Source organism: Pelomonas margarita, from assembly GCF_043555875.1.
In the GTDB taxonomy this organism is placed as follows: Bacteria; Pseudomonadota; Gammaproteobacteria; order Burkholderiales; family Burkholderiaceae_C; genus Pelomonas; species Pelomonas margarita.
The window spans coordinates 252607-277437 of the sequence record NZ_JBIGHW010000003.1 but is presented as its reverse complement, the minus strand read 5'-3'; the positions used below and the strand labels follow the sequence as shown (position 1 = coordinate 277437).

The 24831-nt window shown below is 68.1% G+C and carries 18 protein-coding genes; 8 read left to right on the top strand and 10 right to left on the bottom strand.

The window, feature by feature from the left end; all coding sequences use genetic code 11:
- Window positions 1-96: 96 nt before the first annotated feature.
- The 5 genes from ACG0Z3_RS07200 to ACG0Z3_RS07180 all read left to right on the top strand — a co-directional run bounded on the left by ACG0Z3_RS07200 (window position 97) and on the right by ACG0Z3_RS07180 (window position 7416).
- A complete protein-coding gene (locus ACG0Z3_RS07200) occupies window positions 97-2889 on the top strand; it encodes a M16 family metallopeptidase (RefSeq protein ID WP_394396586.1) in 2793 nt (930 codons plus the stop codon).
- Between the two features lie 216 nt (window positions 2890-3105).
- A complete protein-coding gene (locus ACG0Z3_RS07195) occupies window positions 3106-5889 on the top strand; it encodes a M16 family metallopeptidase (protein ID WP_394396584.1) in 2784 nt (927 codons plus the stop codon).
- 41 nt (window positions 5890-5930) lie between these two features.
- Entirely contained in the window at window positions 5931-6353 is a 423-nt protein-coding gene (locus ACG0Z3_RS07190; RefSeq protein WP_394396582.1) for a VOC family protein, read from the top strand.
- Between the two features lie 56 nt (window positions 6354-6409).
- A complete protein-coding gene (locus ACG0Z3_RS07185; protein WP_394396580.1) occupies window positions 6410-6868 on the top strand; it encodes a hypothetical protein in 459 nt (152 codons plus the stop codon).
- A 53-nt stretch (window positions 6869-6921) separates the two neighbouring features.
- Entirely contained in the window at window positions 6922-7416 is a 495-nt protein-coding gene (locus ACG0Z3_RS07180) for a hypothetical protein (RefSeq protein WP_394396579.1), read from the top strand.
- Window positions 7417-7429: 13 nt separating this feature from the next.
- Here ACG0Z3_RS07180 and ACG0Z3_RS07175 read toward each other — a convergent pair whose 3' ends face one another.
- The 8 genes from ACG0Z3_RS07175 to ACG0Z3_RS07140 all read right to left on the bottom strand — a co-directional run bounded on the left by ACG0Z3_RS07175 (window position 7430) and on the right by ACG0Z3_RS07140 (window position 17427).
- Window positions 7430-7951, bottom strand: coding sequence for a DUF1697 domain-containing protein (locus ACG0Z3_RS07175; protein ID WP_394396578.1), 522 nt, complete (start codon window positions 7949-7951; stop codon window positions 7430-7432).
- Window positions 7952-8006: 55 nt separating this feature from the next.
- On the bottom strand, window positions 8007-8930 hold the full coding sequence (locus ACG0Z3_RS07170) for a dienelactone hydrolase family protein (RefSeq protein WP_394396576.1): 924 nt from the start codon (window positions 8928-8930) through the stop codon (window positions 8007-8009).
- A 55-nt stretch (window positions 8931-8985) separates the two neighbouring features.
- The gene (locus tag ACG0Z3_RS07165) at window positions 8986-10272 is read right to left on the bottom strand and encodes a sensor histidine kinase (protein ID WP_394396575.1); all 1287 of its coding nucleotides are present in this window, start codon (window positions 10270-10272) and stop codon (window positions 8986-8988) included.
- Window positions 10269-10943 (bottom strand): response regulator transcription factor, encoded by a 675-nt coding sequence (locus tag ACG0Z3_RS07160; RefSeq protein WP_394396573.1) that lies wholly within the window; start codon window positions 10941-10943, stop codon window positions 10269-10271. Before ACG0Z3_RS07160 ends, ACG0Z3_RS07165 begins: the two co-directional genes overlap by 4 nt.
- A gap of 214 nt (window positions 10944-11157) precedes the next feature.
- Window positions 11158-13146, bottom strand: coding sequence for a M3 family metallopeptidase (locus tag ACG0Z3_RS07155; protein ID WP_394396571.1), 1989 nt, complete (start codon window positions 13144-13146; stop codon window positions 11158-11160).
- 145 nt (window positions 13147-13291) lie between these two features.
- Window positions 13292-14146 carry a bifunctional methylenetetrahydrofolate dehydrogenase/methenyltetrahydrofolate cyclohydrolase FolD gene (folD, locus tag ACG0Z3_RS07150; protein WP_394396570.1) on the bottom strand — a complete coding sequence of 285 codons (855 nt, stop codon included), beginning with the start codon at window positions 14144-14146 and terminating at the stop codon, window positions 13292-13294.
- 60 nt (window positions 14147-14206) lie between these two features.
- Entirely contained in the window at window positions 14207-14830 is a 624-nt protein-coding gene (locus ACG0Z3_RS07145; protein ID WP_348011669.1) for a response regulator transcription factor, read from the bottom strand.
- Window positions 14827-17427, bottom strand: coding sequence for a PAS domain S-box protein (locus tag ACG0Z3_RS07140; protein WP_394396569.1), 2601 nt, complete (start codon window positions 17425-17427; stop codon window positions 14827-14829). The genes ACG0Z3_RS07145 and ACG0Z3_RS07140 overlap by 4 nt, the downstream gene beginning before the upstream one ends.
- 198 nt (window positions 17428-17625) lie before the next feature.
- Between ACG0Z3_RS07140 and aceE the strand changes: the two genes are divergently transcribed.
- The 3 genes from aceE to lpdA are packed head-to-tail and all read left to right on the top strand — an operon-like array spanning window position 17626 to window position 23826.
- Window positions 17626-20337, top strand: coding sequence for a pyruvate dehydrogenase (acetyl-transferring), homodimeric type (gene aceE, locus ACG0Z3_RS07135; RefSeq protein WP_394396567.1), 2712 nt, complete (start codon window positions 17626-17628; stop codon window positions 20335-20337).
- An 18-nt stretch (window positions 20338-20355) separates the two neighbouring features.
- Entirely contained in the window at window positions 20356-22014 is a 1659-nt protein-coding gene (gene aceF, locus ACG0Z3_RS07130) for a dihydrolipoyllysine-residue acetyltransferase (RefSeq protein WP_394396565.1), read from the top strand.
- 15 nt (window positions 22015-22029) lie between these two features.
- Complete coding sequence (gene lpdA / locus ACG0Z3_RS07125; protein WP_394396564.1) at window positions 22030-23826, top strand: dihydrolipoyl dehydrogenase; 1797 nt, start codon at window positions 22030-22032, stop codon at window positions 23824-23826.
- Between the two features lie 162 nt (window positions 23827-23988).
- Here the strand turns inward: lpdA and ACG0Z3_RS07120 are convergent, their stop codons facing one another.
- Together ACG0Z3_RS07120 and ACG0Z3_RS07115 are read right to left on the bottom strand one after the other, a co-directional pair.
- Entirely contained in the window at window positions 23989-24210 is a 222-nt protein-coding gene (locus ACG0Z3_RS07120; protein WP_394396850.1) for a PDZ domain-containing protein, read from the bottom strand.
- A gap of 48 nt (window positions 24211-24258) precedes the next feature.
- Window positions 24259-24807, bottom strand: a complete 549-nt coding sequence (locus ACG0Z3_RS07115; RefSeq protein ID WP_394396563.1) for a hypothetical protein — start codon at window positions 24805-24807, stop codon at window positions 24259-24261.
- Between the last annotated feature and the right edge of the window lie 24 nt (window positions 24808-24831).

Genomic DNA, 24831 nt, shown 5'->3' with positions numbered 1-24831 from the left:
CGGCCAAGCGGTCATTGGGATCTGACGAACGGCCCGGCCGACAAAACCGCGCAGAATCCGCCGCGGCCGAAGCCTCGGCCGCCTGGAGAGAGACAGATGCGGATAGCGATGGACGGATGGGTGGCGCGTGGCCTGGGCGTCGCCCTGCTGAGCCTGGTGATGGTTCAGGCGCACGCGCAGACCGTGGCCCGTGTGAAGCCCGGCGGCACACGCGCCGTCGCGGCGGTGGCCGTGGAACCGCAGGCGGTGCGCGAGCTGGGCGGCATCGAGGAATATCGGCTGTCCAACGGCCTGCAGATCCTGCTGTTCCCCGACGCCACGCAGACCACCACCACCGTCAACATCACCTACCGCGTCGGCAGCCGCCACGAGGCGCCGGGCGAGTACGGCATGGCCCACCTGCTGGAGCACATGGTGTTCAAGGGCACGGAGCGGCAGCACGACATCCCCGGCGCGATGGCACAGCGCGGCGTGCGCTTCAACGGCACGACGACGACAGACCGCACCAACTACTTCGCCAGCTTCAACGCCAACGCCGACACGCTGGCCTTCCTGCTGGATCTGGAAGCCGACCGCATGGTGAACAGCCGGGTGGCCAAGGCCGACTTGGACACCGAGATGACGGTGGTGCGCAACGAGTTCGAGCGCGGCGAGAACCAGCCGTTCGCCGTGCTGGCGCAGCGCGTCAACGCGGCGGCCTTCGCCTGGCACCCTTACGGCCACGCCACCATCGGCCCCAAGAGCGACATCGAGAACGTGCCCATCGAGAAGCTGCAGGGCTTCTACAAGCGCTACTACCGGCCCGACAACGCGACGCTGCTGATCGCTGGCGCGTTCGACAAGGCGGCCACGCTGGCGCTGATAGGCCGGCACTTCGGCCCGCTGGCTCGGCCCGCCACGCCCATCCCGCAGCCCTACACGGTGGAGCCGCCGCAGGACGGCGAGCGCAGCGTGGTCGTGCGCCGCGTCGGCGGCCAACCGATTCTTCTTGCGGCTTACCACGTGCCCGCTATCACGCACCCCGACACGCCGGCGCTCATCGTCTATGGCCTGCTGATGAGTCTGCAGCCCAGCGGCCAGCTCTACAAGCAGTTGGTGGAGACCAAGCTGGCGGTGGCCGTCGGGCTGGGCGGTGCCGGCGGCGTGGACCCCGGCGTGGCCAACGCGTTTGCGGCGCTGCCGCCCGGGGCGGACGTCGACAAGGTCGAGAAGCTGCTGCTGGACCTCGCCGAAGGCCGTGACGCCCAACCCTTCGACGAGAGCCAGCTCGCGCGCGTGCGTGACATCGCCGTCAACAGTTACCGCCAGCAGATGAAGAACCCCGAGGCGCTGATCCAGCAGATCTCCGGCCTCATTGCGGCCGGCGACTGGCGGCTGCTGTTCCAGCTGATGGAAGACATCCCCAAGGTCACGCTGGCCGACGTAGCGCGCGTTCGCGCAGCCTACTTCAGGCCGGCCAACCGCACGCTGGGCCGCTACCTGCCGGCGGCGGCTGTCGAGCGGGTCGAGATCCCGGCTGCGCCGCCGCTTGAGCAGCGTTTGGCCGCGCTGCAGGGGCCGCCCAAGGTCGAGGCTGGCGAGCAGCTGGCGCCAGTGCCGGCGGTGCTGGAATCGCGCACGACGCGCGCCACGCTGCCCAGCGGCATGGCGCTGCACACGCTGCAGAAGCAGACACGCGGCAACAGCGTCGTGCTGCAGATGCAGCTGCGTTGGGGCGAGCGCGATGCCACCTACGCGCGCCGCGGCACCGAGTTCGTCGGCCAGCTGATGGACGAGGGCAGCCAGGGCTACACGCGCCAGCAGCTGCAGGACGCGTTGATCAAGTTGCGTGCCAGCCTCAACATCGTCAGTCACGACCAGGGCGCCAGCGTCTACCTGAGCGCCGAGCGCGACACGCTGCTGCCCGCGCTGCGCGTGGCCGCCGATGCGCTGCGCCGGCCGTTGCTGCCGCAGGATGCCTTCGACCGCGACCTCAAGGCCGCCGTGGCCAGCATCGAGGCCTCGCGCCAGGAGCCTGGTGTGCTGCGCCAGGAGGCCACCCGCGGCCACTACAACCGGGCGCGTGGCGCCAGCCTCGGCCACCCTGACTACGTGATGGGTGTGGACGAGCGTCTGGCCGAGCTGCGCGGCACGACGCTGGACGACGTGCGTCGCTTCTATGTCGACTACTGGAGTGCCAACGAGGCCCAGGTCAGCGTCGTCGGCGCCTTGCCCGACGGCCTGGCTGCCGCGCTGGAGCAGCTGTTCGGTGACTGGAAGCTGTCCGCCGCACCGCGCTTCGTGCGCCATGTGCCGCGCCATGTGGACGTGCCGCCGGCGCGCTTCGACGCCATCGCTCGCGACAAGGCCAATGCCATCGTGCGCCTGCACCAGACGCTGCCGCTGAACGCCGAGGACGCCGACCACGACGCGCTGGAGCTGGCCGTGCATGTCTTCGGCGGTGGCGGTCTGGAGAGCCGGCTGTCCGAGCGCGTGCGCCAGAAGGAAGGCCTGACCTACGGCATTGGCGCCTCGCTGGGCGCTGGCCACTGGGGCAACGCGGGCAGCTTCGCCATCCAGGCCAGCTTTGCGCCCGACAAGCGCGAGCGCGTCATCGCCGTCGTGCAGGAAGAGGTGGCCCGCATGGCGCGTGACGGCCTCACGGCGGCCGAGCTGGCGCGTGCGAAGCACGACATCCTCGAAGGCCGCAAGCAGAGCCGGGCCGACACCGGGGCGCTGGCCGGCAGCCTGGCCGGCATGGCCGAGCGCGGCGAGACCTGGGCGCGGGCGCAGCAGCGCGACGAGCAGCTGGCGGCCGTCACCGTCGGGCAGGCCAACGCCGCCTGGCGCAAGCACGTCAAGGCCGAGAATTTCATCATTTCGACAGCGGGTGACTTCAAGGCGCCTTGAAGCGCCGCCCGCTGGCCGCAAGGCCGTTTGGTTGGCGCCGCGCGGTTGTGTACGGCGCCGAGCGCAATGGCGCGCGAGTCGCTAGAAGATCGGGGCGCCGACCAACCCGCGCAGGCACTAATCACCGAAGGCAGGTGCTCGGCTGGTCCGCGTGGCGCGGCCAGAATCCGCGCCTCGATGAATGACCGGTGGTGTCGCCAGCTGCCGTAGATGCGCGTGATTTCGTTTCGAATCGGCCTGATGCTGGCCTGCCTGCTGGCCGCCAGCGTGGCGTCGACCAAACCCTCGCGAGCTGCTGCGTCCAAGCCGGTGGCGCCGCCCGCCGCATCCGTACCCGCGCCTGCCCCAGCCACGTTCGTTCGCCAATTGGGCGGCATCGAGGAGTACCGCCTGCCCAACGGGCTGCAGGTGCTGCTGTTTGCGGACGCGACGCAAACGACCACGACCGTCAACATCACCTACCGCGTCGGCAGCCGCCACGAGGTCGCCGGCGAGTACGGCATGGCGCACTTGCTGGAGCATCTGCTGTTCAAGGGCAGCGCGCGACACCCGGACATCTGGGCGGCACTGGCAGCGCGCGGCGTAGGCCACAACGGCACGACGACGCACGACCGCACGAGCTACTACGCGTCTTTCAACGCCAACGCCAACGCCGACACGCTGGCCTTCCTCATCGACCTGGAGGCCGACCGCATGGTGAACAGCCGTGTCGCCAAGGCGGACCTCGACACCGAGATGACGGTGGTGCGCAATGAGTTCGAGCGCCGCGAGAACGATCCTGCTGCGGTGCTGGCCCAGCGCGTCGACGCGGCGGCCTTCGCTTGGCACCCCTATGGCCAGAGCGTGCTCGGCACGCCGAGCGACATCGAGAACGTGCCCATCGAGAAGCTGCAGGCCTTCTACAAGCGCCATTACCGGCCCGACAACGCGACGCTGATGATCGCCGGCGGCTTCGACAAGGCCGCGACGCTGGCCCTCATCGCCAGGCACTTCGGCGCTACGCCCAAGCCGGCAACGTCCATCCCTCAGCCCTACACCGTGGAGCCAGCCCAGGACGGCGAGCGCAGCGTGGTGGTGCGCCGAGTCGGTGGCCAGCCGCTGCTGCGGGTGGCTTATCACGTACCGGCCCAGACGCACCCAGACATGCCGGCCTTGTTCGTCTATCGGTTGCTGATGAATCGCGGGCTGGGCGAGCGACTCGACCGGGAACTGGCCGATGCCGGGCTTGCTGCCGTGTCTGCCACCCTCAACATCAGTGGTGGCGTGGATCCAGGACTGGTCAGTCTCAACGCGGCATTGCCGCCCGACGTGGACATGGACAAGGTCCAGGCCGTGCTGACCGACCTGCTTGAAGGTCGCAGCGCCAAGCCTTTCGAGGAGCGCGACCTGCAGCGCGTGCGTGACTCGCTCGCCACGGGGCTACGCCAGCAGATAAAGAATCCAGAGGCGCTGATCGAGTTACTCCACGACTTCATTGGCGCAGGCGACTGGCGGCTGTGGTTCAAGCAGATGCAGGACGCCGCCAAGGTCACGCTGGCCGACGTGGAGCGCGTGCGCGCCGCCTACTTCAAGCCCGCCAACCGCACGCTGGGGCGCTACCTTCCATCCGCTGCGGTGGAGCGCGTGGAGATCCCCGCCGCGCCGCCGCTGGAGCCCTACCTGGCCGAACTGCAACCCCCGCCGCAGGTGGAGGAGGGGGAGCTGCTGGACTCCGCGCCTGCCGTGCTGGAGTCGCGCACCGAGCGCACCACGTTGCCCAGCGGTATCGCTCTGCACACGCTGCGCAAGCAGACCCGCGGCAATACGGTGGCGCTGCAGATGCAGCTGCGTTGGGGTGAGCACGACCTTGCACGCAGCGCTGCGCGGATGGTGGCGCCGCTGATGGTCAGAGGCTCAGAGGGCTACAGCCTGCAGCAACTCCGGGATGCGTTGACCAAGCTCGGCGCCAGCGCGGGAATCTGGGGCGATGAACAGGGCGCCACCATCAAGGTCAGCGCCGAACGTGACGCGCTGCTGCCCGCTCTGCGTTTGATGGCCGACGTGCTGCGCCGGCCGTCGCTTTCGCAAGCATCCTTCGACGGCCAGGTTGCGAGTGACATCAATGCCGCCGACGCTTCGCGTCAGGCGCTCGACACCTTGCGCGAAGGCGCCAGGCGCGCTCACGTCAACGCCGCTCGCGGTGTCAAGTTGGGCGACCCGGGCTACCTGATGAGCGTGGACGAGCGCATCGCGAGGCTGAAGTCCGTGACGCTGGACGAGGTGAAGCGCTTCTATGCCGACTACTGGAGCGCCAACGAGGCGCAGGTCAGCGTTGCCGGCGCCTTGCCTGATGGCCTGGCCGACGAGGTGGAGCGGCTGTTCGGCGACTGGAAGAAGCCCGCAGCGACGAAGTACGTGCGCCACATCCCGCAGCACATTGCCGTCCCGGCGGCGCGCTTCGATGCCGTCGCTCGCGACAAGGCCAGCGCCAGCGTCAAGCTGGAACAGGCGCTGCCGCTGAACGCTGAGGATCCCGACTACCTGCCGCTGGTCATGGCCGTGCGCATCTTCGGCGTCGGCATGGAGAGCCGCTTGTCGGAACGCGTGCGCCAGAAGGACGGCCTGACCTACGACATCGGCGCTTCGCTGGACGTGAGTGATTGGGGCAACGCCGGCAGTTTTGGCATCGAGGCCAGCTATGCGCCGCAGAATCGAGACCGGATCATCGCCGCCGTGCAGGAGGAGATCCGGCGGATGTCTGCTGAGGGCGTGACCACCGCCGAACTTGCACGCAACAAGAAGTCCTTCCTGGAGGGCAGAAAACCCACGCGCCTCGCGCCCGACCAGTTGGCGGGTTATCTCGCAGCACTGGCTGAGAAAGGCGAGACCTGGAACCTCTTCCAGCGGCAGGACGACGCCATCGCCGCCGTCACCGTCGAACAGGTCAACGCCGCCTGGCGCAAGCACATCAAGGCTGAAAACTTCATCATTTCGACAGCGGGTGACTTCAACACCCCTTGAGCCCACGACACTCTGTGTCCACCCATTCACCGGAGCGCACCATGAAAGTCGAGCCTTACCTGTTCTTCGATGGCCAGTGCGAGGCAGCCATCGCGTTCTACCAGCAGGCGTTGGGCGCCACCGTCGAATTCATGATGCGCTACGGCGACAGCCCGGAGCCGCCGCCCGAGGGCACGCTGCCGCCGGGCTCGGCGCACAAGATCATGCATGCGTCGCTGTGCATCGGCGAGGCGCGGGTCATGGTGTCTGACGATGTCTACAGCGGCGAGGGCGGCTTCAAGGGCTTCTCGCTGTCGCTGGACTTTGCCGATGAAGCCGCTGCGCGGGCGGTGTTCGCGGCGCTGTCCGAGGGCGGCCAAGTGAGCATGCCGCTGGGCAAGACCTTCTGGTCGCCGCTGTTCGGCATGGTGAGCGACCGCTTCGGCGTGGGCTGGATGGTGAGCCTCGCGGACGGGGCAGCGTGATCGCGCTGGCGCCCCATCTGCGGGCCGATTGTTCGGCGTGCGTGGCGCTGTGCTGCGTGATCCCGCCGTTTGACGCCGTGCAGGGCTTCGGCTTCGACAAGCCGGCTGAGACGCCTTGCCGCCACCTGTGTGACGACCACCGCTGCGGCATTCATGCCGAGCTGATCCCGCAGGGCTTCAGCGGCTGCGTTGCCTTCGATTGCCTGGGTGCCGGCCAGCGCCTCACGGCCCTGGCGCGCGAGCGCTTTGGTGATGCCGACTGGCGCGCCCGGCCCGAGGTGGCGCGTTGGCTGTTCGCGGCCTATCCGCGCGTGCGCCAGGCGCAGGAATGGCTGGCGCAGTTGAGCCTGGCCGCGGCGGTGTCCGGCGATGCGGCGCTGGCGCCTGTGGCGGCGGCGCTGGAGGCCGAGGCCGGGCGCTGGCCCGACTGGCCTCAGCACGAGCAGGTGGCCTGGCGCGAACGTGTGCGTGCGGCATTGGCGCCGCTGGCGGAAAATCGGCGCCTAAGGAGTTGATGCGATGAATGCACACAGGCGGGCTGCAACAGGCGGGATGACGGGGGTGACGCATGGCGCTGCTGTCTGAGTTCGTCGAGCCCAAATGGCAGCGCCCCCGAGGGGTGCGCAAGATCCACGTCGTGGCGGTGCTGGCCGCGATCGCGGCGGCCGGGCTGGTGTTGCACATGTTCAGCGAGTTCGGCGTGCTGGACCTGGGTGACGACGGCGGCGAGCGCCAACTGGTGGCCACGGTCGACCTGCGGCTGGGCACACCGGCGCTGTCGCGCGAGCGGGGCGAGGCGTGGGCGCGCAATGACGTGAAGGCCGGCGCGCTGAAGCTGCTGCGTGTGGGCCCGGCACCGGGCAAGGCCGAGACGGCGCGCGCCGTGCGCATGAAGCAGCGCTATGGCGTGGACTGGCTCACTCACAGCGAGCAGGTCACGCCGCTGACCACGGCCTATGCCGAGGGCTACAACGGCGTGATGCGCGCCGAGATCGAACGCCGCCACGGCAAGGATGTGGCAGATGGGCTGTTGGGCTTCGAGGCAGCATCATCGCCGCGCTGAGCGGCCCCTGGCGTCATGCGGGCGCCTGCGCCAGCGCGTGCAGCTTCTGCACCGTGGCCCAGTTGCGGGTGGTGCCGGCATCGCCCAGCTGCTTGAGCAACTGCACCGCAGCTTTGCTTTGCAGGATGCCGTTGCCGCACCACAGGTAGGCAGCGTGCGGCGTCACGACGAACTGCTCGCCGTCGGCCGTGACGATGGCAGCGGCGGCCTGCAGCGCGGCGTCGCTCGCGGTGATGGCCACCAGCAGCCGGCTGGGATCGTCTGCGCCGGCCAGCGGCGGCGCCGCCGCGATGGCGGCCCACTCGGCGGCCGTCTTCAGGATGACTGCCGCGTCCACGCCGAGCCGCTCGTGCACGGCGTTGCGTATGCGGTCGGCGCTCACGCGGCCGTGCATGTCGAACACCGCATTGCCGCTGTTCAGCAGCGTGTTCACCTGCGTGGCGCCCAGCGAGGCGAGCAGGGTTTTGAGATCCGCCATGGCCAGGCGCTTGGCCTTGCCGACGTTGATGCCGCGCCAGAGGGCGATGGTGCGCATGGGGTGCGTGAGCGGTTGGGGCGCCTCGCGCCGGGACCGCTGTTGTAGCAGGCGCTCAGAACCAGTCGCGCAGAGACTCGACGTAGTGCGCCGGCAGCAGGTGGCCGCCTGCGAATCGCAGGTGGCGCTTGTCGGTGCCGGGCAGGGCTTCGAACAGCGCCTGATTGTCGGCGGCGCTGGCGTACTCGTCGTCGTCGGCTGTCAGCAGCCACACGCGCTTGCCGGCCAGCCCGTCGCGCAGCCGCCGTGGCGACACGAACGCGAGCTTGTCGTCCACATGCGGCGGCACTACGGCTGCCACGGCGGTGATGCGGGCATCCAGTGCGCCCAGCAGCAGGGCCATCTGGGCTCCCATGCTGTAGCCGGCCACGCGGACGCCGGTCGGCGCGATGCCGGGTTGCTGCACGGCCCAGTCCAGCACCGCGCGGTAGTCCTTGACCGTGTCGATCAGCATGCGCTCGTAGGGCTCGCGCCGGCCCCACCAGTGAAGGTCGTTCATGATGTCCAGCACCGTGTGCTCGGGGTTCTTGCGCTCGCCGTGCTCGCGCGCATCCAGTGCCAGCACGGCATGGCCGCGGGCCAGCGCCAGGGCGGCAACCTCATGTGTGCGCTCGACCGTAGGCCGCCCCTTGAACTCGGCCTGCAGCATGCGGTGGTGGTTGCGGCCCATGGCGTGCAGGCCCAGCAGCAGTGGCACCGGGCCGGCGGCCTGAGCGGGATAGACGATGCTGCCCATGGTCTGCTGCCCGTCGAAGCTGCGAAAGCGCAGCGACTGCGCGCGGTGCCCGCCTGGCAAGACCTGGACCTCGCCCAGCTGCACCTGCAAGGCCGATTGCGGCGCATGGGCATGGCGCGCCTGCAGTGCGGCGGGCGAGGGGTCTTGCGGCTTGAGGCCGAACAGGCCCCACCAGAGCGCGCCCGCGAGAGCGGCGATGCCGAGCAGGCCAGCCATGAACTTGCCAATCTTGTTGCGTGTCATGGCCGCCAGTCTGCGCGGCGGCGCGTGAAGAAGACGTGAGGACGGCGTTCCCGCTTCAGCGGGGGCGGTCCGTGAGGCTCACGCGGGTCAGCCCGGCGTCGTGGCTCAGCGTCAGCGCCAGGCCATGGCGCTCGGCCAGCCGGCGCACGATGGACAGCCCCAGCCCCAGGCCCGCGCTAGCCTCGCCCTTCATGCCCGCGTCGCGGCCGGCGGCGTCGGGTTGTAGCAGCGCCGCCGGCGGCGCGGCACTGGCGTTGACGAGGCTGAGCGTGTGCGCGTCCGCCTCGATATGGATACCGGGCGAGCCCCGGTGGGCCAGGGCGTTGGCCAGCAGGTTGGCCAGCAGCAGCTGGGTGAGGGCGGGCGGCCAGCAGCGCGTGAGCCCTGGCGGTACGTCCACGCTCAGCTCGATGCCGTGCCGGTCCAGCAGCGGCGCATGGGCCAGCACCACCTGCTCCACCTGGGGCAACAGCGGCAGCGCGACCGCCAGGCCCGGTGCGTCCTCGCGCGCCAGCGCCAGCAGCAGGGCCACCGTCTGCTGCAGCTGCGCGATGGCCGCGTCCAGCGTGGTCAGGACAGGCTGCTGCGCGGGTGAGGCGTCGCGCCGCAGCGCCTCGCTGGCCATGGCCAGCACGGCCAGCGGCGTGCGCAGCTCGTGGCTGGCATCGCGCGTGAAGGCCTGCTCGCGGGCGATGAAGTCGCGCGTTCGCTGGTTGAGCTCGTCCAGGTGGCGGGCGAGGCGGGCGACCTCGTCCTCCCGGGTCTGGGTGGAGCCTGCCAGGTCCACCGGCAAGTCCTCGGGGCGGCTCTGCGCCACACGCTCGGCCAGGCGCGCCAGCGGTGCGCTGCTGCGCCGCGCCAGCCAGGCGCCCAGCGCCAGCGCGAGCACGGTGGCGCCGCCGCCACCCAACGCCAGCCACGCGAGCAGGCGGTCGCGCAGAGGCCGCACCACGAGCTGCCCGCTGACCTCGGCTACCAGCAGCGCGCCGCCGTTATCGTCCAGCAGGCGGAGGTGGTAGTGGCGGCCCTGGCTGCCGGTGAATTCGCGCTGGCCCGGGTGATCGGCGCGTGCACGCGCCTGGGCAAGGTCGTCGGGCAGCTCAGCGGGGTGGCGGTACAGGCGGATGAAGTTCTGAGCCGGTGTACCCCAGTCGCCGTGTTGCGCGCGATGCGCCAGCTGGCGCTGGGCCTCCTGGCGCAGCGCGCCCTCGAAAAACTCGTCCTCCACGGCATAGGCCAGCGCCAGCGCGAACATCCCGAACAGCGTGCACACGGCCAGCGCATAGCCGCTGAAGGCGAGCACCAGGCGGCGCTGCAGCCGGGGCTTGTAGACGGGCGTCATGCGGGCGGGCTCAGTCGCAGGCCGACGCCGTGCACCGTCTTCACCAGCCCCTGGTCGGGGCCCAGTGCCTGGCGCAGCGTGTAGAGGTGACTGCGCAGCGCGTCGGACTCGGGTGGCTCGTCGGCCCACAGCTGCTGGTGCAGCTCGCTGCGGCTCACCGTGCGCGGCCAGGCCTCGGCCAGCACCAGCAGCAGCCGGTAGGCCTGGGGCGGTAGGGGCAAGACCTGGCCCGCCGTACCGCACACCTCAGCGCTGCGCCGGTCGATGCGCAGCGGCCCGCAGCGGAGCACTGGGCTGCGACCCAGCTCGCCGCGCCGCGCCAGCGCCTGGCAGCGCCACAGCAGCTCCTCGCTGGCGAAGGGCTTGAGCAGGTAGTCATCCGCGCCGGCGCCGAAGCCCTGGCGCTTGTCGTCCAGGCTGTCCCGGGCGGTGAGCATCAGCACGGGCACATGCCTGTCGGCCTGCTCGCGCAGCCGCTGGCACAGCGCCACGCCGTCTAGACCCGGCAGGCCGAGATCCAGCAGCAGCACGTCGGGCGGCTGTGCCAGCGCCAGCTGCAGGCCCAGGCGGCCGTCGCTGGCTTCCTCCACCGCCCAGCCGGCCGCCAGCAGCAGCGCCGCGATCTGGTCGCGCAGCGGCGCGTGGTCCTCGACGACCAGGATGCGGTTCATGGGCAGGTCTCCTTGGGCACCAGCTTAGTTGCCGGGGCGTGAAGGAAACGTCAAGGGAGCGTCGGGCGGGCCTGCGCGATGCGGCGCGCCCTGGTTTGGGATGGGCTGCAAGGCGCGAAGCACAGCCATAGCTCGGGCTATGGCGAGCATTCGCAACGCAGCAGACCGCCCAAAGCAGGGATGCGCAGCGCGCGAAGGCCCGTCCGGCGCTTCCTCAGGCCATGCCTTGGTGGCGCAGCAGCGCGTCGATCTGCGGCTCGCGGCCACGGAAGGCCTTGAAGTTGTCGATCGCGTCGCGCGCGCCGCCCTGCGCCAGCACCTCGGCCAGGAAGCGCTGGCCCGTGGCGGCGTTGAACACGCCTTCCTCCTCGAAGGCGCTCCAGGCGTCCGCGCTCAGCAGCTCGGCCCACTTGTAGCTGTAGTAGCCCGCCGCGTAGCCGCCCGCAAAGATGTGGCTGAAGCTGTGCTGGAAGCGGTTGAAGGCCGGCGGCACGAGGACGGCCACCTCGGCCCGCACCTCATCCAGGACACGCTGCACGTCGGCCTCGGCGCCCGGCTCGCCGTGCAGTCGCATGTCGAACAGCGAGAACTCGATCTGGCGCAGCGTCTGCAGGCCGCTCTGGAAGTTCTTGGCCGCGATCATTTTGTCGAACAGCTCGCGCGGCAGCGGCTCAGCGCTGTCCACATGGCCGCTCAGCTGCTGCAGCACGTCCCATTCCCAGCAGAAGTTCTCCATGAACTGGCTGGGCAGCTCGACGGCGTCCCATTCCACGCCGGAAATGCCGGACACGCCCAGGTCGTTCACCTGCGTCAGCATGTGGTGCAGGCCGTGGCCGAACTCATGGAACAGCGTGATGACGTCGTCGTGCGTCAGCAGCGCAGGTTTGTCGCCGACGGGGCTGGCGAAGTTGCACACCAGGTGCGCCACCGGCAGCTGCTGCTCGCCCGTGGGCTTGAGCCAGCGGCTGCGCACGCCGTCCATCCAGGCGCCCGGCCGCTTGCCCGGGCGGGCGTAGAGGTCCAGGTAGAAGCCGGCCACGGGCTGACCGGCGCGGCTGAGCTGGAAGTAGCGCACCGTGTCGTGCCAGACGGGCGCGGCGGCTTCTGTGATCTGCACCGAGAACAGCCGCTCGATGATGCTGAACAGGCCGGCCACGACCTTGGGCGCCGTGAAGTACTGCTTGACCGTCTGGTCGCTGAAGGCGTAGCGGGCCTCCTTGAGCTTTTCGCTCCAGTAGGAGACGTCCCAGCTCTCCAGCGGCTGTCCGCGGCTGAACTCGCGCAGCTCGGCCAGGTCCTTCTCGGCGAAGGGGCGCGCGCGGCGGGCGAGGTCGCGCAGGAAGCTCGTGACCTCGGCGGGCGACGAGGCCATGTTGGGCGCCAGCGACACTTCGGCAAAGCTGGCATAGCCCAGCAGCCGGGCTTCTTCCTGGCGCAGGGCCACGATCTCGCGCATGGCGGCGGTGTTGTCCCATTCGGGCTTGCCGGCCTCGCTCGCGCGTGTCACGTAGGCGCGGTAGAGCGTCTCGCGCAGCGCGCGGTTCTCGGCGTACTGCATCACCGGCAAGTAGACCGGGAAGTGCAGCGTGAGCTTGTGCCCGCCGTCGTCCAGGCGGGTGGCGTCCAGCACGTCCTGCGGCACGCCGGCCAGGTCTTCTGCCGATGCGATGTGGTGCCAGCCGTCGGTGGCGTCCATCACATGCTCGCTGAACTGTTGCTGCAGTTCGGCGCTGCGTTCCTGGATGGCGGCGTAGCGTGTGCGGGCCTCGCCTTGCAGCTCGGCGCCGGACAGCACGAAGTCGCGCACTGCGTGCTTCAGCGCCTGTCGGCGCGGCGCGCTCAGGCGCTCGCCCTGGGCGGCCAGCACGGCCTTGTACTTGGCGAACAGCGCCTCGTTGGCGCCCATGGCCGTGTAGAACTCGGTGACGGCCGGCAGCATGGCGTTGTAAGCCTCGCGCAGTGCCGGCGTGTCGGCGACCGCGTTCAGGTGGCCCACGGCTCCCCAGGCCGTGCCCAGCTGCTCGGTGGCGGTGTCCAGGATGCGCGACAGCGCGTCGTAGTCGGCCGGTGTCTCGGGTTTCACGGCCTCATCGAGCGCGGCTTGCGCCGCGGCGAGCAGTTGTTGAACAGCGGGCCGTACATGCTCGGGCTGGATGGCCGCGAAGTCGGGCAGGGCGGCGGTGGACAGCAGGGGATTGGTCATTTCAGCCATGTGTTGAGTCTCGCGCAGATTTCAAGCCGGCCGCGTTGCGGGCCGGCCATCGCGCGGCCGCCGTGGAACCGACTTTGCCGGGCCACTGGCGGCGCCCCCTTTGAGGGGAAGGCGGCGAAGCCGGTAGGGGGTGGGCCTAGCCTGCGGCGCGTTCTGCAGATTCGAGCGTGTTGACCAGCAGCATGGCGATGGTCATCGGACCGACCCCACCCGGCACGGGGGTGATCCAGCCGGCCACTTCCTTCACGCCGTCGAAGTCGACGTCGCCGCAGAGCTTGCCCTCGTCATTGCGGTTCATGCCCACGTCGATGACGACGGCACCAGGCTTGACCATGTCGGCCGTCAGCACGTTGCGCTTGCCGACGGCGGCGACGATGACGTCGGCCTGGCGGGTCATGGCGCCCAGGTCGGCCGTGCCGCTGTGGCAGACGGTGACGGTGGCGTTGGCAGCCAACAGCATCATGGCCATGGGCTTGCCGACGATGTTGCTGCGGCCGATGACGACGGCGTGCTTGCCCTTGAGGTTGCCCATGCCGATGCTCTCCAGCATCTTCATGCAGCCATAGGGTGTGCAGGCCTTGAAGCCTTGCTCGCCCACCATCAGCGCGCCGGCGCTGGCGACGTGGAAGCCGTCCACGTCCTTGGCGGGTGAGATGGCCTCGATGACCTTGTGGTCGTCGATGTGCTTGGGCAGCGGCAGCTGCACGAGGATGCCGTGAATCGTCGGGTCGTTGTTCAGCGCATCGACGCGGGCCAGCAGCTCGGCCTCGGTCATGGTCGCGTCGTACTTTTCCAGCACCGAGTGGATGCCGGCTTCTTCGCAGGCCTTGACCTTGTTGCGCACATAGACCTGGCTGGCCGGGTTGTCACCCACCAGCACGACGGCCAGACCCGGGCGCTTGCCCTGGGCGGTGAGGGCGGCGGCGCGGGTGGCCACGTCGGTGCGGGTCTGCTTGGCGAGGGCGAGGCCGTCGATCAGTTGGGCGGTCATGTTCAAACTCCTAAATGCAAAGAGGCCGCGTGCAGCGGCCTCTGTGTGTGAGCGGGTGGATCAGGCCTTCGCCGTGGCACCCAGCGCGATCTTGAGCAGGTCGGCCACGGTGTTGGCGTTGAGCTTCTCCATGATGTTGGCGCGGTGCGCCTCCACGGTCTTGATGCTGATGCCCAGGTCATCGGCGATCTGCTTGTTCAGGCGGCCGGCGACGATGCGCTCCAGCACTTGGGCCTCGCGCGTGGTCAAGCGGGCCAGCAGCGCGTCGCGGCTGGCGGCTTCCTGGTGGCTGGAGAAAGCCTCGCGAGCCTGGTCGAGCATGCGCTCCACGAGGGCCAGCAGTTCTTCTTCCTTGAAGGGCTTCTCGATGAAGTCCATCGCGCCCTTCTTCATTGTCTGCACGGCCATGGGCACGTCGCCATGGCCGGTGATGAAGACGATGGGCAGCGGGCTCTTGCGCTCGATGAGGCGGTCCTGTAGCTCCAGGCCGGTCATGCCATCCATGCGGATGTCGGCGATCAGGCAGGCCACCTCGCGCGGGTCGTAGCGGGTCAGGAAGGACTCGGCGGAGTCGAAGCACTTGACCCGGTAGTCCTTGCCTTCGAGCAGCCATTGCAGGGAATCGCGGACTGCTTCGTCGTCATCGACAACGTAGACGTTGCCCTTCTTGGGGATCAGGCTCATGGTGTGGTGGGTTCTGTTCTCTGAGCGCCGCCGGCGTTGGCCGCCGAGGTGTCCGCACGCAGGTGTTCTGAGGTGATGGTGACCGGGATCGTGAAGGCGAATCGGCACCCAACGACAAGGCCACCATTGTAGAGGTTCTCGGCTTTTATCCGGCCCTGGTGGGACTCGACGATAGACCGGCATAACCCTAATCCGATGCCCAGGCCGTCGGCCTTGGTCGAGAAGAAGGCCTCATACATGCGGGCCAGCACTTCGTCGGGCAGGCCCGGGCCCATGTCGGTCACGGAGAACTCGATGTGGCCACCCAACTCGGCGCTGTGCTTGGGCACGACGCGCAGCTCGATGTGCCGCCGCGAGGCGGGCAGCGACGCGTTGTCGATGGCCTCGGCGGCGTTCTTCAGCAGGTTCATCAGCACCTGTTCGATGAGGATGGGGTCAACCATCATCTGCGGCAGGCGCTGGGCCACGTAGGTGTGGATGGCGACGTTGCGGCGGCGCAGTTCGATGCCGGCCAGCTCCACCGCGTCCTCGACGATGTCGGTGGCATGGGCCGGCTGGCGCTGCGGCTCGCTGCGCTTCACGAAGTTGCGGATGCGGTGAATGATCTGGCCGGCGCGCTGGGCCTGCTTGGCGGTCTTCTCCAGCGCCGCGAGCAGGTCGTCCTTCTGGATGGCGTCGTTGCGCACGCGGCTGACCATGCCGTTGCAGTAGTTGGTGATGGCGGTCAGCGGCTGGTTCAGCTCGTGCGCGACGCTGGAGGCCATCTCGCCCATGGTCATCAGCCGGCTGGTCACCTGGGCCTTCTCGGCCTGCAGTGCCGCCTGCGCCTCGGCGTGGCGGCGCATGGTGATGTCGGTGGCGATCAGCATCTGCGCCAGGCGCCCGTCGGTCCACTGCAGGTAGCGGGCGCGCACGTCGAACCACATGGCCAGCGACTCGACGTAGACCTCGCGCGGGTCGGAGCCCAGGTCGGTCAGCGCCTCGGCGGGCAGGCCGGAGTAGTCGTCCACCTCGTCGTCGGCGCCATCGTCCAGGCCGCGCCGGCTGGTGGTACCGGCCAGTTGGCCGCCCGCCAGCAGCGCGTGGCCGGCGGGGTCGGCGCCGAACCAGAGGCGATAGCTGCGGTTGGCGAACAGCAGTTCCGGCGGCTGCACGGACAGCACGGACACGGCGGCGTCCAGCCCTTCCAGCACGGTGGTGAAGCGCTCGTGCGACGCGGACAGCTGATCGCGCACGCGCTTGGCCTCGGTGATGTTGGTCATCGAGGTCATCCAGCCGGTCTGCTTGCCCTTGGTGTCCACCAGCGGGGAGACGTAGACGCGGGCGTCGAACAGGCTGCCATCCTTGCGCTGGATCCTGACCTCCACGCCGCCGGACGGGCTGCGGCCCTGCAGCTCCTGCTGCAGCAGGCGGGCGTTCTCCTCGCGGCGGTCGTTGGGCCAGAAGGGGTAGGGCGGCGTGCGGCCCACGAGGTCGGCCTCGGAGAAGCCGGTCATCGCGCAGAAGGCCGGGTTCACGTAGGTGATGCGCGTGTCCATGTCCATGGCGCGCATGCCGGTCAGCATGGAGTTCTCCATGGCGCGGCGGAAATTGGTCTCCAGCGTCAGCGCGTTCTGGATCTGCGTGCGGCGGCGCATGTGGCGCCAGGTGCCCAGCAGCATCCAGACCGTCATGCCAGCCAGTGCCAGCACCAGCCAGAACAGCGCGTTGTTGATGAGGCCGATGGACGTGCGCCAGCCCTGGCCGCGCAGCACCAGGCCGTTCAGCGCCGGGGCCAGCGGCACGTCGTGCAGCAGCGACGCGCGGCGCAAGACCTGTCCCGGCATGGGCGTGACGGTGCTGGCGACGACCTGGTCGGCCGCGTCCAGCACGGCGATGCTGTGTCGCGTGGCGACCTCGCTGGGCACGTAATAGCGCAGCAGCGCTTCCACCGTGTACTCGGCGATCAGCACGCCAGCGAAGCCGCCGCGGTCGATCAGCGGGATGTGGATCTGGAAGACCGTGATGCCATTGGCGTCGGTGAACGGTGGCGAGTAGACGGGCTGGCGGCGGTCCTTGGCGGCCTCGAAGGCGATGGCTGCCGCGTTGGACTGGTTGGGCACCGGCATGGACGGGTCATTGCCGTCGGTGGACATCAGGCCGTCAGCCTGGAAGCCGGCCGCGCCGACGCTGCTGCGGCGCTCGCGCTTGCCGCTGAGCCAGGTGACGTGCGTCAGCTCGGGGCGCTCGCGCGCGAACGCCTGCGCCTGCGCGGAGAATTCATGGGCGTCGATCTGCCGTGTGACCACCTCGCGGGCGATGCGCACCAGCTGCTCCTGGTTCTCGATCAGGCGCAGGCGGATCTGCTGCTGAGCGATCTCGGTGTCGCGCTTGACGGACTCGGTCTCGCGCTCGATCTCTTCATTGCGCAGGTACCAGAAGGCCGAAATGATGGCCGCCAAGAACAGCAGCACCGAAATCAGTGGGCCCAGCGTGGCCAGGCGGTCCTGGCGTGACGGCGACTGCCGGAACCACCAGCTGGTGACCAGCCGTCGCAGCGGGGCGAGCAGGCGCTGGCTGCGGGCACGGAGCTTGGGCGCGGGAGAGGCGTTGGGCATGCCGAATTATCCGGGCGCGTATTTACGCTTCTGATTTCACGATGAGAAATGACCTCGCACAATTTGAGAAAACGGAGAGGCCTGTGCGACACTCCGCCCGCTCGCGGCGCCTGACGCCCGCGCACGCCACTGCAAGCCCCCCCGTTTCACAGAACGTACCTGCCGCCCGCCAGAGGCGGCTCATGTAGGAGACCGGCCATGTCTGCCCAGCCGCAAGAGTTTCTCGGCGCCGCCGCGAACGACAACGATCCGCAGGAAACCAAGGAGTGGCTGGACGCCCTCTCCGCCGTCATCGACCGCGAAGGTGCCGAGCGCGCGCACTTCCTGATCGAGGAGATGCTGGAGCACGCGCGCCACCACAACATCGACCTGCCGTTCTCGGCCACCACCGGCTACGTGAACACCATCGAGCCGTCGGCCGAAGCCCGCTGCCCCGGCAACATCCAGATCGAGAAGCGCCTGCGCGCCTACATGCGCTGGAACGCGATGGCCATGGTCGTGCGCGCCAACCGCCTGAACCCGGCCGACGGCGGTGACCTGGGCGGCCACATCGGCTCCTTCGCGTCGCTGGCCTCCATGCTGGGTGCCGGCTTTAACCACTTCTGGCACGCCGAGAGCGAGAACCATGGTGGTGACTGCCTCTACATCCAGGGCCACAGCGCGCCGGGCGTCTATGCCCGCGCGTACCTGGAAGGCCGCCTGACCGAAGAGCAGCTCGACAACTTCCGCCAGGAAGTCGATGGCCAGGGCCTGTCCAGCTACCCGCACCCGAAGTTGATGCCCAACTTCTGGCAGTTCCCGACCGTGTCGATGGGCCTGGGCCCTTTGATGGCCATCTACCAGGCGCGCTTCCTGAAGTACCTGCACGCCCGTGGCATCGCCAACACCGAGAACCGCAAGGTCTGGGCCTTCATGGGCGACGGCGAGATGGACGAGCCGGAAAGCCTGGGCGCCATCGGCCTGGCCGCACGCGAGGGGCTGGACAACCTGGTCTTTGTCGTCAACTGCAACCTGCAGCGCCTGGACGGCCCGGTGCGCGGCAACGGCAAGATCATCCAGGAGCTCGAAGGCGAGTTCCGCGGTAGCGGCTGGAACGTCATCAAGCTGATCTGGGGCAAGGGCTGGGACGAGCTGCTGGCACGCGACAAGAGCGGCAAGCTGAAGCAGCTGATGATGGAAACGCTGGACGGCGACTACCAGGCCATGAAGGCCAACGACGGTGCCTTCATCCGCAAGAACTTCTTCGGCAAGTATCCCGAGACCGCCAAGCTCGTGGAGCACATGAGCGACGCCGAGATTTTCGAGCTGCGTCGCGGCGGCCATGAGCCCGAGAAGGTGTATGCCGCCTTCGAACGTGCCCACAACAACAAGACGGGCCAGCCGACCGTGCTGCTGGTCAAGACCGTCAAGGGCTACGGCATGGGCAAGGCCGGTGAGGGCAAGAACACCGTCCACCAGACCAAGAAGCTGACGGACGACGATATCAAGTACATCCGCGACCGCTTCAACATCCCGGTGCCGGACAGCGAGCTGCCCAAGATCCCGTACTACAAGCCGGCCGACGACACCCCGGAGATGCGCTACCTGCACGAGCGCCGCCAGGCCCTGGGTGGCTACCTGCCCAGCCGCCGCGCCAAGGCCGAAGAGCAGTTCACCGTGCCCGACCTGGCTACGTTCCAGGCCGTGCTGGACCCGACCGCCGAAGGTCGCGAAATCTCGACGACCCAGGCTTATGTGCGTTTCCTGACTCAACTGCTGCGCGACAAGGCCCTGGGTCCGCGCGTTGTGCCCATCCTGGTGGACGAGGCCCGCACCTTCGGCATGGAAGGCCTGTTCCGCCAGATCGGCATCTACAACCCCAAGGGTCAGCTGTACACCCCGGTCGACAAGGACCAGGTCATGTACTACCGCGAGGACAAGGCCGGCCAGATCCTGCAGGAAGGCATCAACGAAGCCGGCGGCATGGCCAGCTGGGTCGCTGCGGCGACGTCGTACTCGACGAACAACCGCGTGATGATCCCGTTCTATGTCTACTACTCGATGTTCGGCTTCCAGCGCATCGGTGACCTGGCCTGGGCGGCGGGCGACATGCAGGCCCGCGGCTTCCTGCTGGGCGGCACGTCGGGCCGCACCACGCTGAACGGCGAAGGCCTGCAGCACGAGGACGGCCACAGCCACATCCTGGCCGGCACCATCCCCAACTGCATCTCCTACGACCCCACCTTCGCGCACGAAGTGGCGGTCATCATGCAGCGCGGCCTCAAGCGCATGGTCGAGGATCAGGAAAACGTCTTCTACTACATCACGCTGCTGAACGAGAACTACCCGATGCCGGGCCTGAAGGCCGGCACCGAGGAGCAGATCCTCAAGGGCATGTACCTGCTGGAAGAGGCGGACGCGAGCAAGACCGTCAGCGTCAACCTGCTGGGCTCGGGCACCATCCTGCGCGAAAGCCAGGCCGCCAAGACCCTGCTGGAAGAAGACTGGGGCATCAGCGCCAACGTGTGGAGCTGCCCGAGCTTCAACGAGCTGACCCGCGACGGCCAGAACGCCGAGCGCTGGAACATGCTGCACCCGACCGAGCTGGCCTGCGTGCCGTTCGTGACGCAGCAGCTGGGCCGCACGACGGGCCCGGTCATCGCCTCTACCGATTACATGAAGAACTATGCGGAGCAGATCCGCGCCTTCATCCCCAAGGGTCGTTCGTACAAGGTGCTGGGCACCGACGGCTTCGGCCGCTCGGACTTCCGCTCCAAGCTGCGCGCCCACTTCGAGGTGAACCGCCACTACATCGTCGTGGCCGCGCTGAAGTCGCTGGCCGACGAGGGCACCATCCCGATGACCAAGGTGGCCGAGGCGATCGCCAAGTACGGCATCGACGTCAACAAGATCAATCCTCTGTACGCGTAAAGCCGAGGGAGACAAGACATGGCATTGGTTGAAGTCCAAGTTCCCGACATCGGCGATTTCGACGAGGTCGGCGTCATCGAGGTGCTGGTCAAGGTCGGCGACACGGTCAAGGTCGAGCAGAGCCTGATCACCGTGGAGAGCGACAAGGCATCGATGGAGATCCCGTCGTCGCAGGCCGGCGTGGTCAAGGAGATCAAGGTCGCCGTGGGCGACAAGGTCAAGCAGGGCAGCGTCGTCGTGGTGGTGGAGGCCGAAGGTGCCGCCGCTGCAGCGCCCGCGCCGGCTGCTGCGGCGCCGGCCCCCGTGGCTGCGGCGCCTGCGCCCGCCCCGGTTGCCGCGCCTGCCGCAGCGCAGGCTGCCGCCGGTGGCAGCGTCACCGTCGTCGTGCCGGACATCGGCGACTTCGACGAAGTGGCCGTCATCGAGGTGCTGGTGAAGGTGGGCGACACCGTCAAGGTGGAGCAGAGCCTCATCACCGTCGAGAGCGACAAGGCGTCGATGGAGATCCCGTCCTCTACGGCCGGTGTCGTCGAGGAGCTGCTGGTCAAGCTGGGCGATAAGGTCGCCAAGGGCACGGCCCTGGCCCGCGTGAAGACGGTGGGCGGTGCTGCTGTCGCAGCGCCGGCGGTTGCTGCCGCGGCGCCGGCTGCTGCCGCGCCGGCCCCGGCCGCTGCCGCCCCCGTTCAGTCGGCCGCACCCGCCGCCGCGCTGCCGGCCCACCAGCCGACCGCGCCCACCGGCCAACTGCCGCACGCGTCCCCCAGCATCCGCAAGCTCGCCCGCGAGCTGGGTGTGCCGCTGGCTGAGGTCAGGGGCAGCGGCGCCAAGGGTCGTATCACCGAGATCGACGTGCAGGGCTTCGTGAAGGCCGTCATGGCTGGCGCCGTGCAGACCGCTGCGCAGAAGGCCGTCGCGCCTGCCGCTGCGGCCGGCGGTGGTTCCGGCCTGAACGTGCTGGCCTGGCCCAAGGTGGACTTCGACAAGTTCGGCCCCACCGAGCGCAAGGAACTGTCCCGCATCAAAAAGATCTCGGGCGCCAACCTGCATCGCAACTGGGTGGTCATCCCGCACGTCACCAACCATGACGACGCGGACATCACCGAGCTGGAGGCCTTCCGCGTCCAGCTGAACAAGGAGAACGAGAAGGCGGGCATCAAGGTCACGATGCTGGCCTTCATGATCAAGGCTGCCGTCGCGGCGCTGAAGAAGTTCCCCGAGTTCAACAGCTCGCTCGATGGCGACACGCTCGTCCTGAAGAACTACTTCCACATCGGCTTCGCGGCCGACACGCCCAACGGCCTCGTCGTACCCGTCATCAAGGACGCCGACAAGAAGGGCATCTTCCAGATCAGCGCCGAGATGTCGGAGCTGGCCAAGAAGGCACGTGACGGCAAGCTGGGCCCTGCCGACATGAGCGGCGGCTGCTTCTCGATCTCGTCGCTGGGCGGCATCGGTGGCAAGTACTTCACGCCCATCATCAACGCGCCGGAAGTGGCCATCATGGGCGTCTGCAAGAGCTCGATCGAGCCCGTGTGGGACGGCAAGGCCTTCCAGCCGCGCCTGATCCTGCCGCTGTCGCTGAGTTGGGACCACCGCGTCATCGACGGCGCCGCAGCCGCGCGCTTCAACGTCTACTTCGCGTCGCTGCTGGCGGACTTCCGCCGCATCGCGCTGTGATCGGGAGCAGGACCAATGGCACTCATTGAAGTTCAAGTTCCCGACATCGGCGACTTCGACGAAGTCGGCGTCATCGAGGTGCTGGTCAAGCCCGGCGACACCGTCAAGGTGGAGCAGAGCCTGATCACCGTCGAGAGCGACAAGGCGTCGATGGAGATTCCCTCCAGCGCCGCCGGTGTGGTCAAGGAAATCAAGGTCAAGCTGGGCGACAAGGTCGCCAAGGGCTCCGTCATCGTGTCGCTGGAAGCCGATGGTGCGGCGGCGCCTGCGCCGGCTCCGGTCGCTGCTGCCCCCGCACCGGCTGCTGCCCCAGTGCAGCCCCCCGCTGCCGCCACCTACAGCGGCAGCGCGGACCAGGCCTTCGACCTCGTTGTGCTGGGTGGCGGCCCCGGTGGCTACTCGGCCGCGTTCCGCGCCGCCGACCTGGGCCTGAAGGTCGCCCTCGTCGAGCGGTACGCGACGCTGGGCGGCGTCTGTCTGAACGTGGGCTGCATCCCGTCCAAGGCGCTGCTGCACGTCGCAGCCGTCATGGACGAGGCCTCGCACATGGCCGACCTGGGCGTCGTCTTCGGCGAGCCTACCGTCGACACGACCAAGCTGCGCGCCCACAAGAACAAGGTGACGGGCAAGCTGACCGGCGGCCTGGCGGCCATGGCCAAGATGCGCAAGGTGACGGTGCTGCGCGGCGTCGGCTCGCTGCTGGATGCCCAGCATCTGAAGGTCGAGGCGACCGAAGGTGCCGTGGGTCAGGCCAAGACTGGCGCGGTGCAGACCGTGGCGTTCAAGCGTCTCATCATTGCGGCCGGTTCGCAGGCCGTGCGCCTGCCGTTCCTGCCTAACGACCCGCGCATCGTCGACTCCACCGGCGCGCTGGAAATGGGCGTCAAGCCCGAGAAGATGCTCATCGTCGGCGGCGGCATCATCGGTCTGGAAATGGGCACGGTTTACTCCACGCTCGGCGCGCGCCTGGATGTCGTCGAGATGCTGCCCACGCTGATGACCGGCGCGGACCGCGATCTCGTCAAGGTCTGGCAGAAGTTCAACCAGCACCGCTTCGACAACATCATGTTGAACACGAAGACGGTGGCGGCTGAAGCCCGGCCCGACGGCATCTACGTGACCTTCGAAGGCGAGGGCGCGCCGAAGGAGCCCCAGCGCTACGACCTCGTGCTGCAGGCCGTGGGCCGCACTCCCAACGGCAAGAAGATCGCGGCCGAGAACGCCGGCGTGGCCGTGACCGACCGCGGCTTCATCCCGGTGGATGTGCAGATGCGCACAAACGTCGCCAGCGTGTTCGCCATCGGCGACATCGTCGGCCAGCCCATGCTGGCCCACAAGGCGGTGCACGAGGGGCATGTGGCGGCGGAGGTCTGCGCTGGCGAACTGCTGGGTGACGACAAGCTCAAGAAGAGCCAGTTCGACGCCCGCGTGATCCCGAGCGTGGCCTACACCGACCCCGAGGTGGCCTGGGTGGGTATCACCGAGGACGAGGCCAAGGCCAAGGGCATCAAGGTCACCAAAGGCCTGTTCCCGTGGACGGCCTCGGGCCGCGCCATCGCCAACGGCCGCGACGAGGGCTTCACCAAGCTGCTGTTCGACGAAGAGAGCCACCGCATCATCGGCGGCGGCATCGTCGGTACCCATGCCGGCGACATGATCGGTGAGATCGCGCTGGCCATCGAGATGGGCGCTGATGCGGTGGACATCGGCAAGACCATCCACCCGCACCCCACGCTGGGCGAGAGCCTGGGCATGGCGGCGGAAGTGGCGCACGGCTCCTGCACGGACGTGCCGCCGGTGCGCAAGAAGTAAGCAGCGCCGTTCGGCACCAACAGCAAGGCCCGGCACCGCGAGGTGGCCGGGCCTTGTTTCATGCGGCGGGCGCCCTCGCGTCTTCACTTGGAAAAAACAAGTTGAAGCCCATGGCGGCCTTGAAACGCTTACTACATGCTTTCCACTTCAAGAACGCATGGTTCAGTTCAACTTAACCGCTATTGGGCGTTGTGTACCGTTGCGATATACGGTCAACGTCACTTCGCGTCCGGCACGCTCGGTTAGCAAGCGGCTCAGCTCTGCTTGGCCGAGTACGGCATTTCCGTCAACGGCGATGATGATGTCGTCAGGAAGGACATCTGCTAAGTACGCAGGCGTTCCCTCCACGACGGTGCGCACGACCACGCCTTTGTTGGACTGAATCGTCTTTCGTTCAGCATCGTTGAGATCTCGCCAGAGGGCGCCGAATTGCTATCGCCGCTTTATGAAGAAGCCAGCTGAATAGTCGCTGCGGTGTACAGCAAAAGGGACGTAGTTAGTTTGCGTTCCGTACGTCGTCGTGGTGCTGTTCCCGATTGCGGTGACAGCCCCGCCTCTTCCGTACGCAGTGGCGGAACCTGTGGTGTACGAGGTGGTGGTGGTGGGCGTTGTAATCGGAACGGAGCCGGTCACTGTGCCTGTGTACTTGGGGTCAATCAGTACCACCAGATCGGCGCCGACCTTGCGCGCCTGTTCTATTGCTGCTTCGTCTCGTTCTGCGTTACCGCTGTTGAAGGAAGACGAGCCGATAAGAACATAGCCCCTGCGAGCGTATGCGTCCACGATCGACTCTGGCGGTACTCTCGACGAGGCGCGCTCCACTAGTGGTGCACCAGTGGGCGGTGCGGCTCGTTGTGCAGAAATTTCCTCTGCGGTTGCGCCTGGGACGGGGCGATAGAACTGTTGGTAGCCGCTGGCACAGCCCGTCAGTGACAGAACCGTACAGGCAGCAAGCCCTGCAATGGCTAGTTTTATCTTCATGTTCCTCTCCTTTTTTGAAATCGA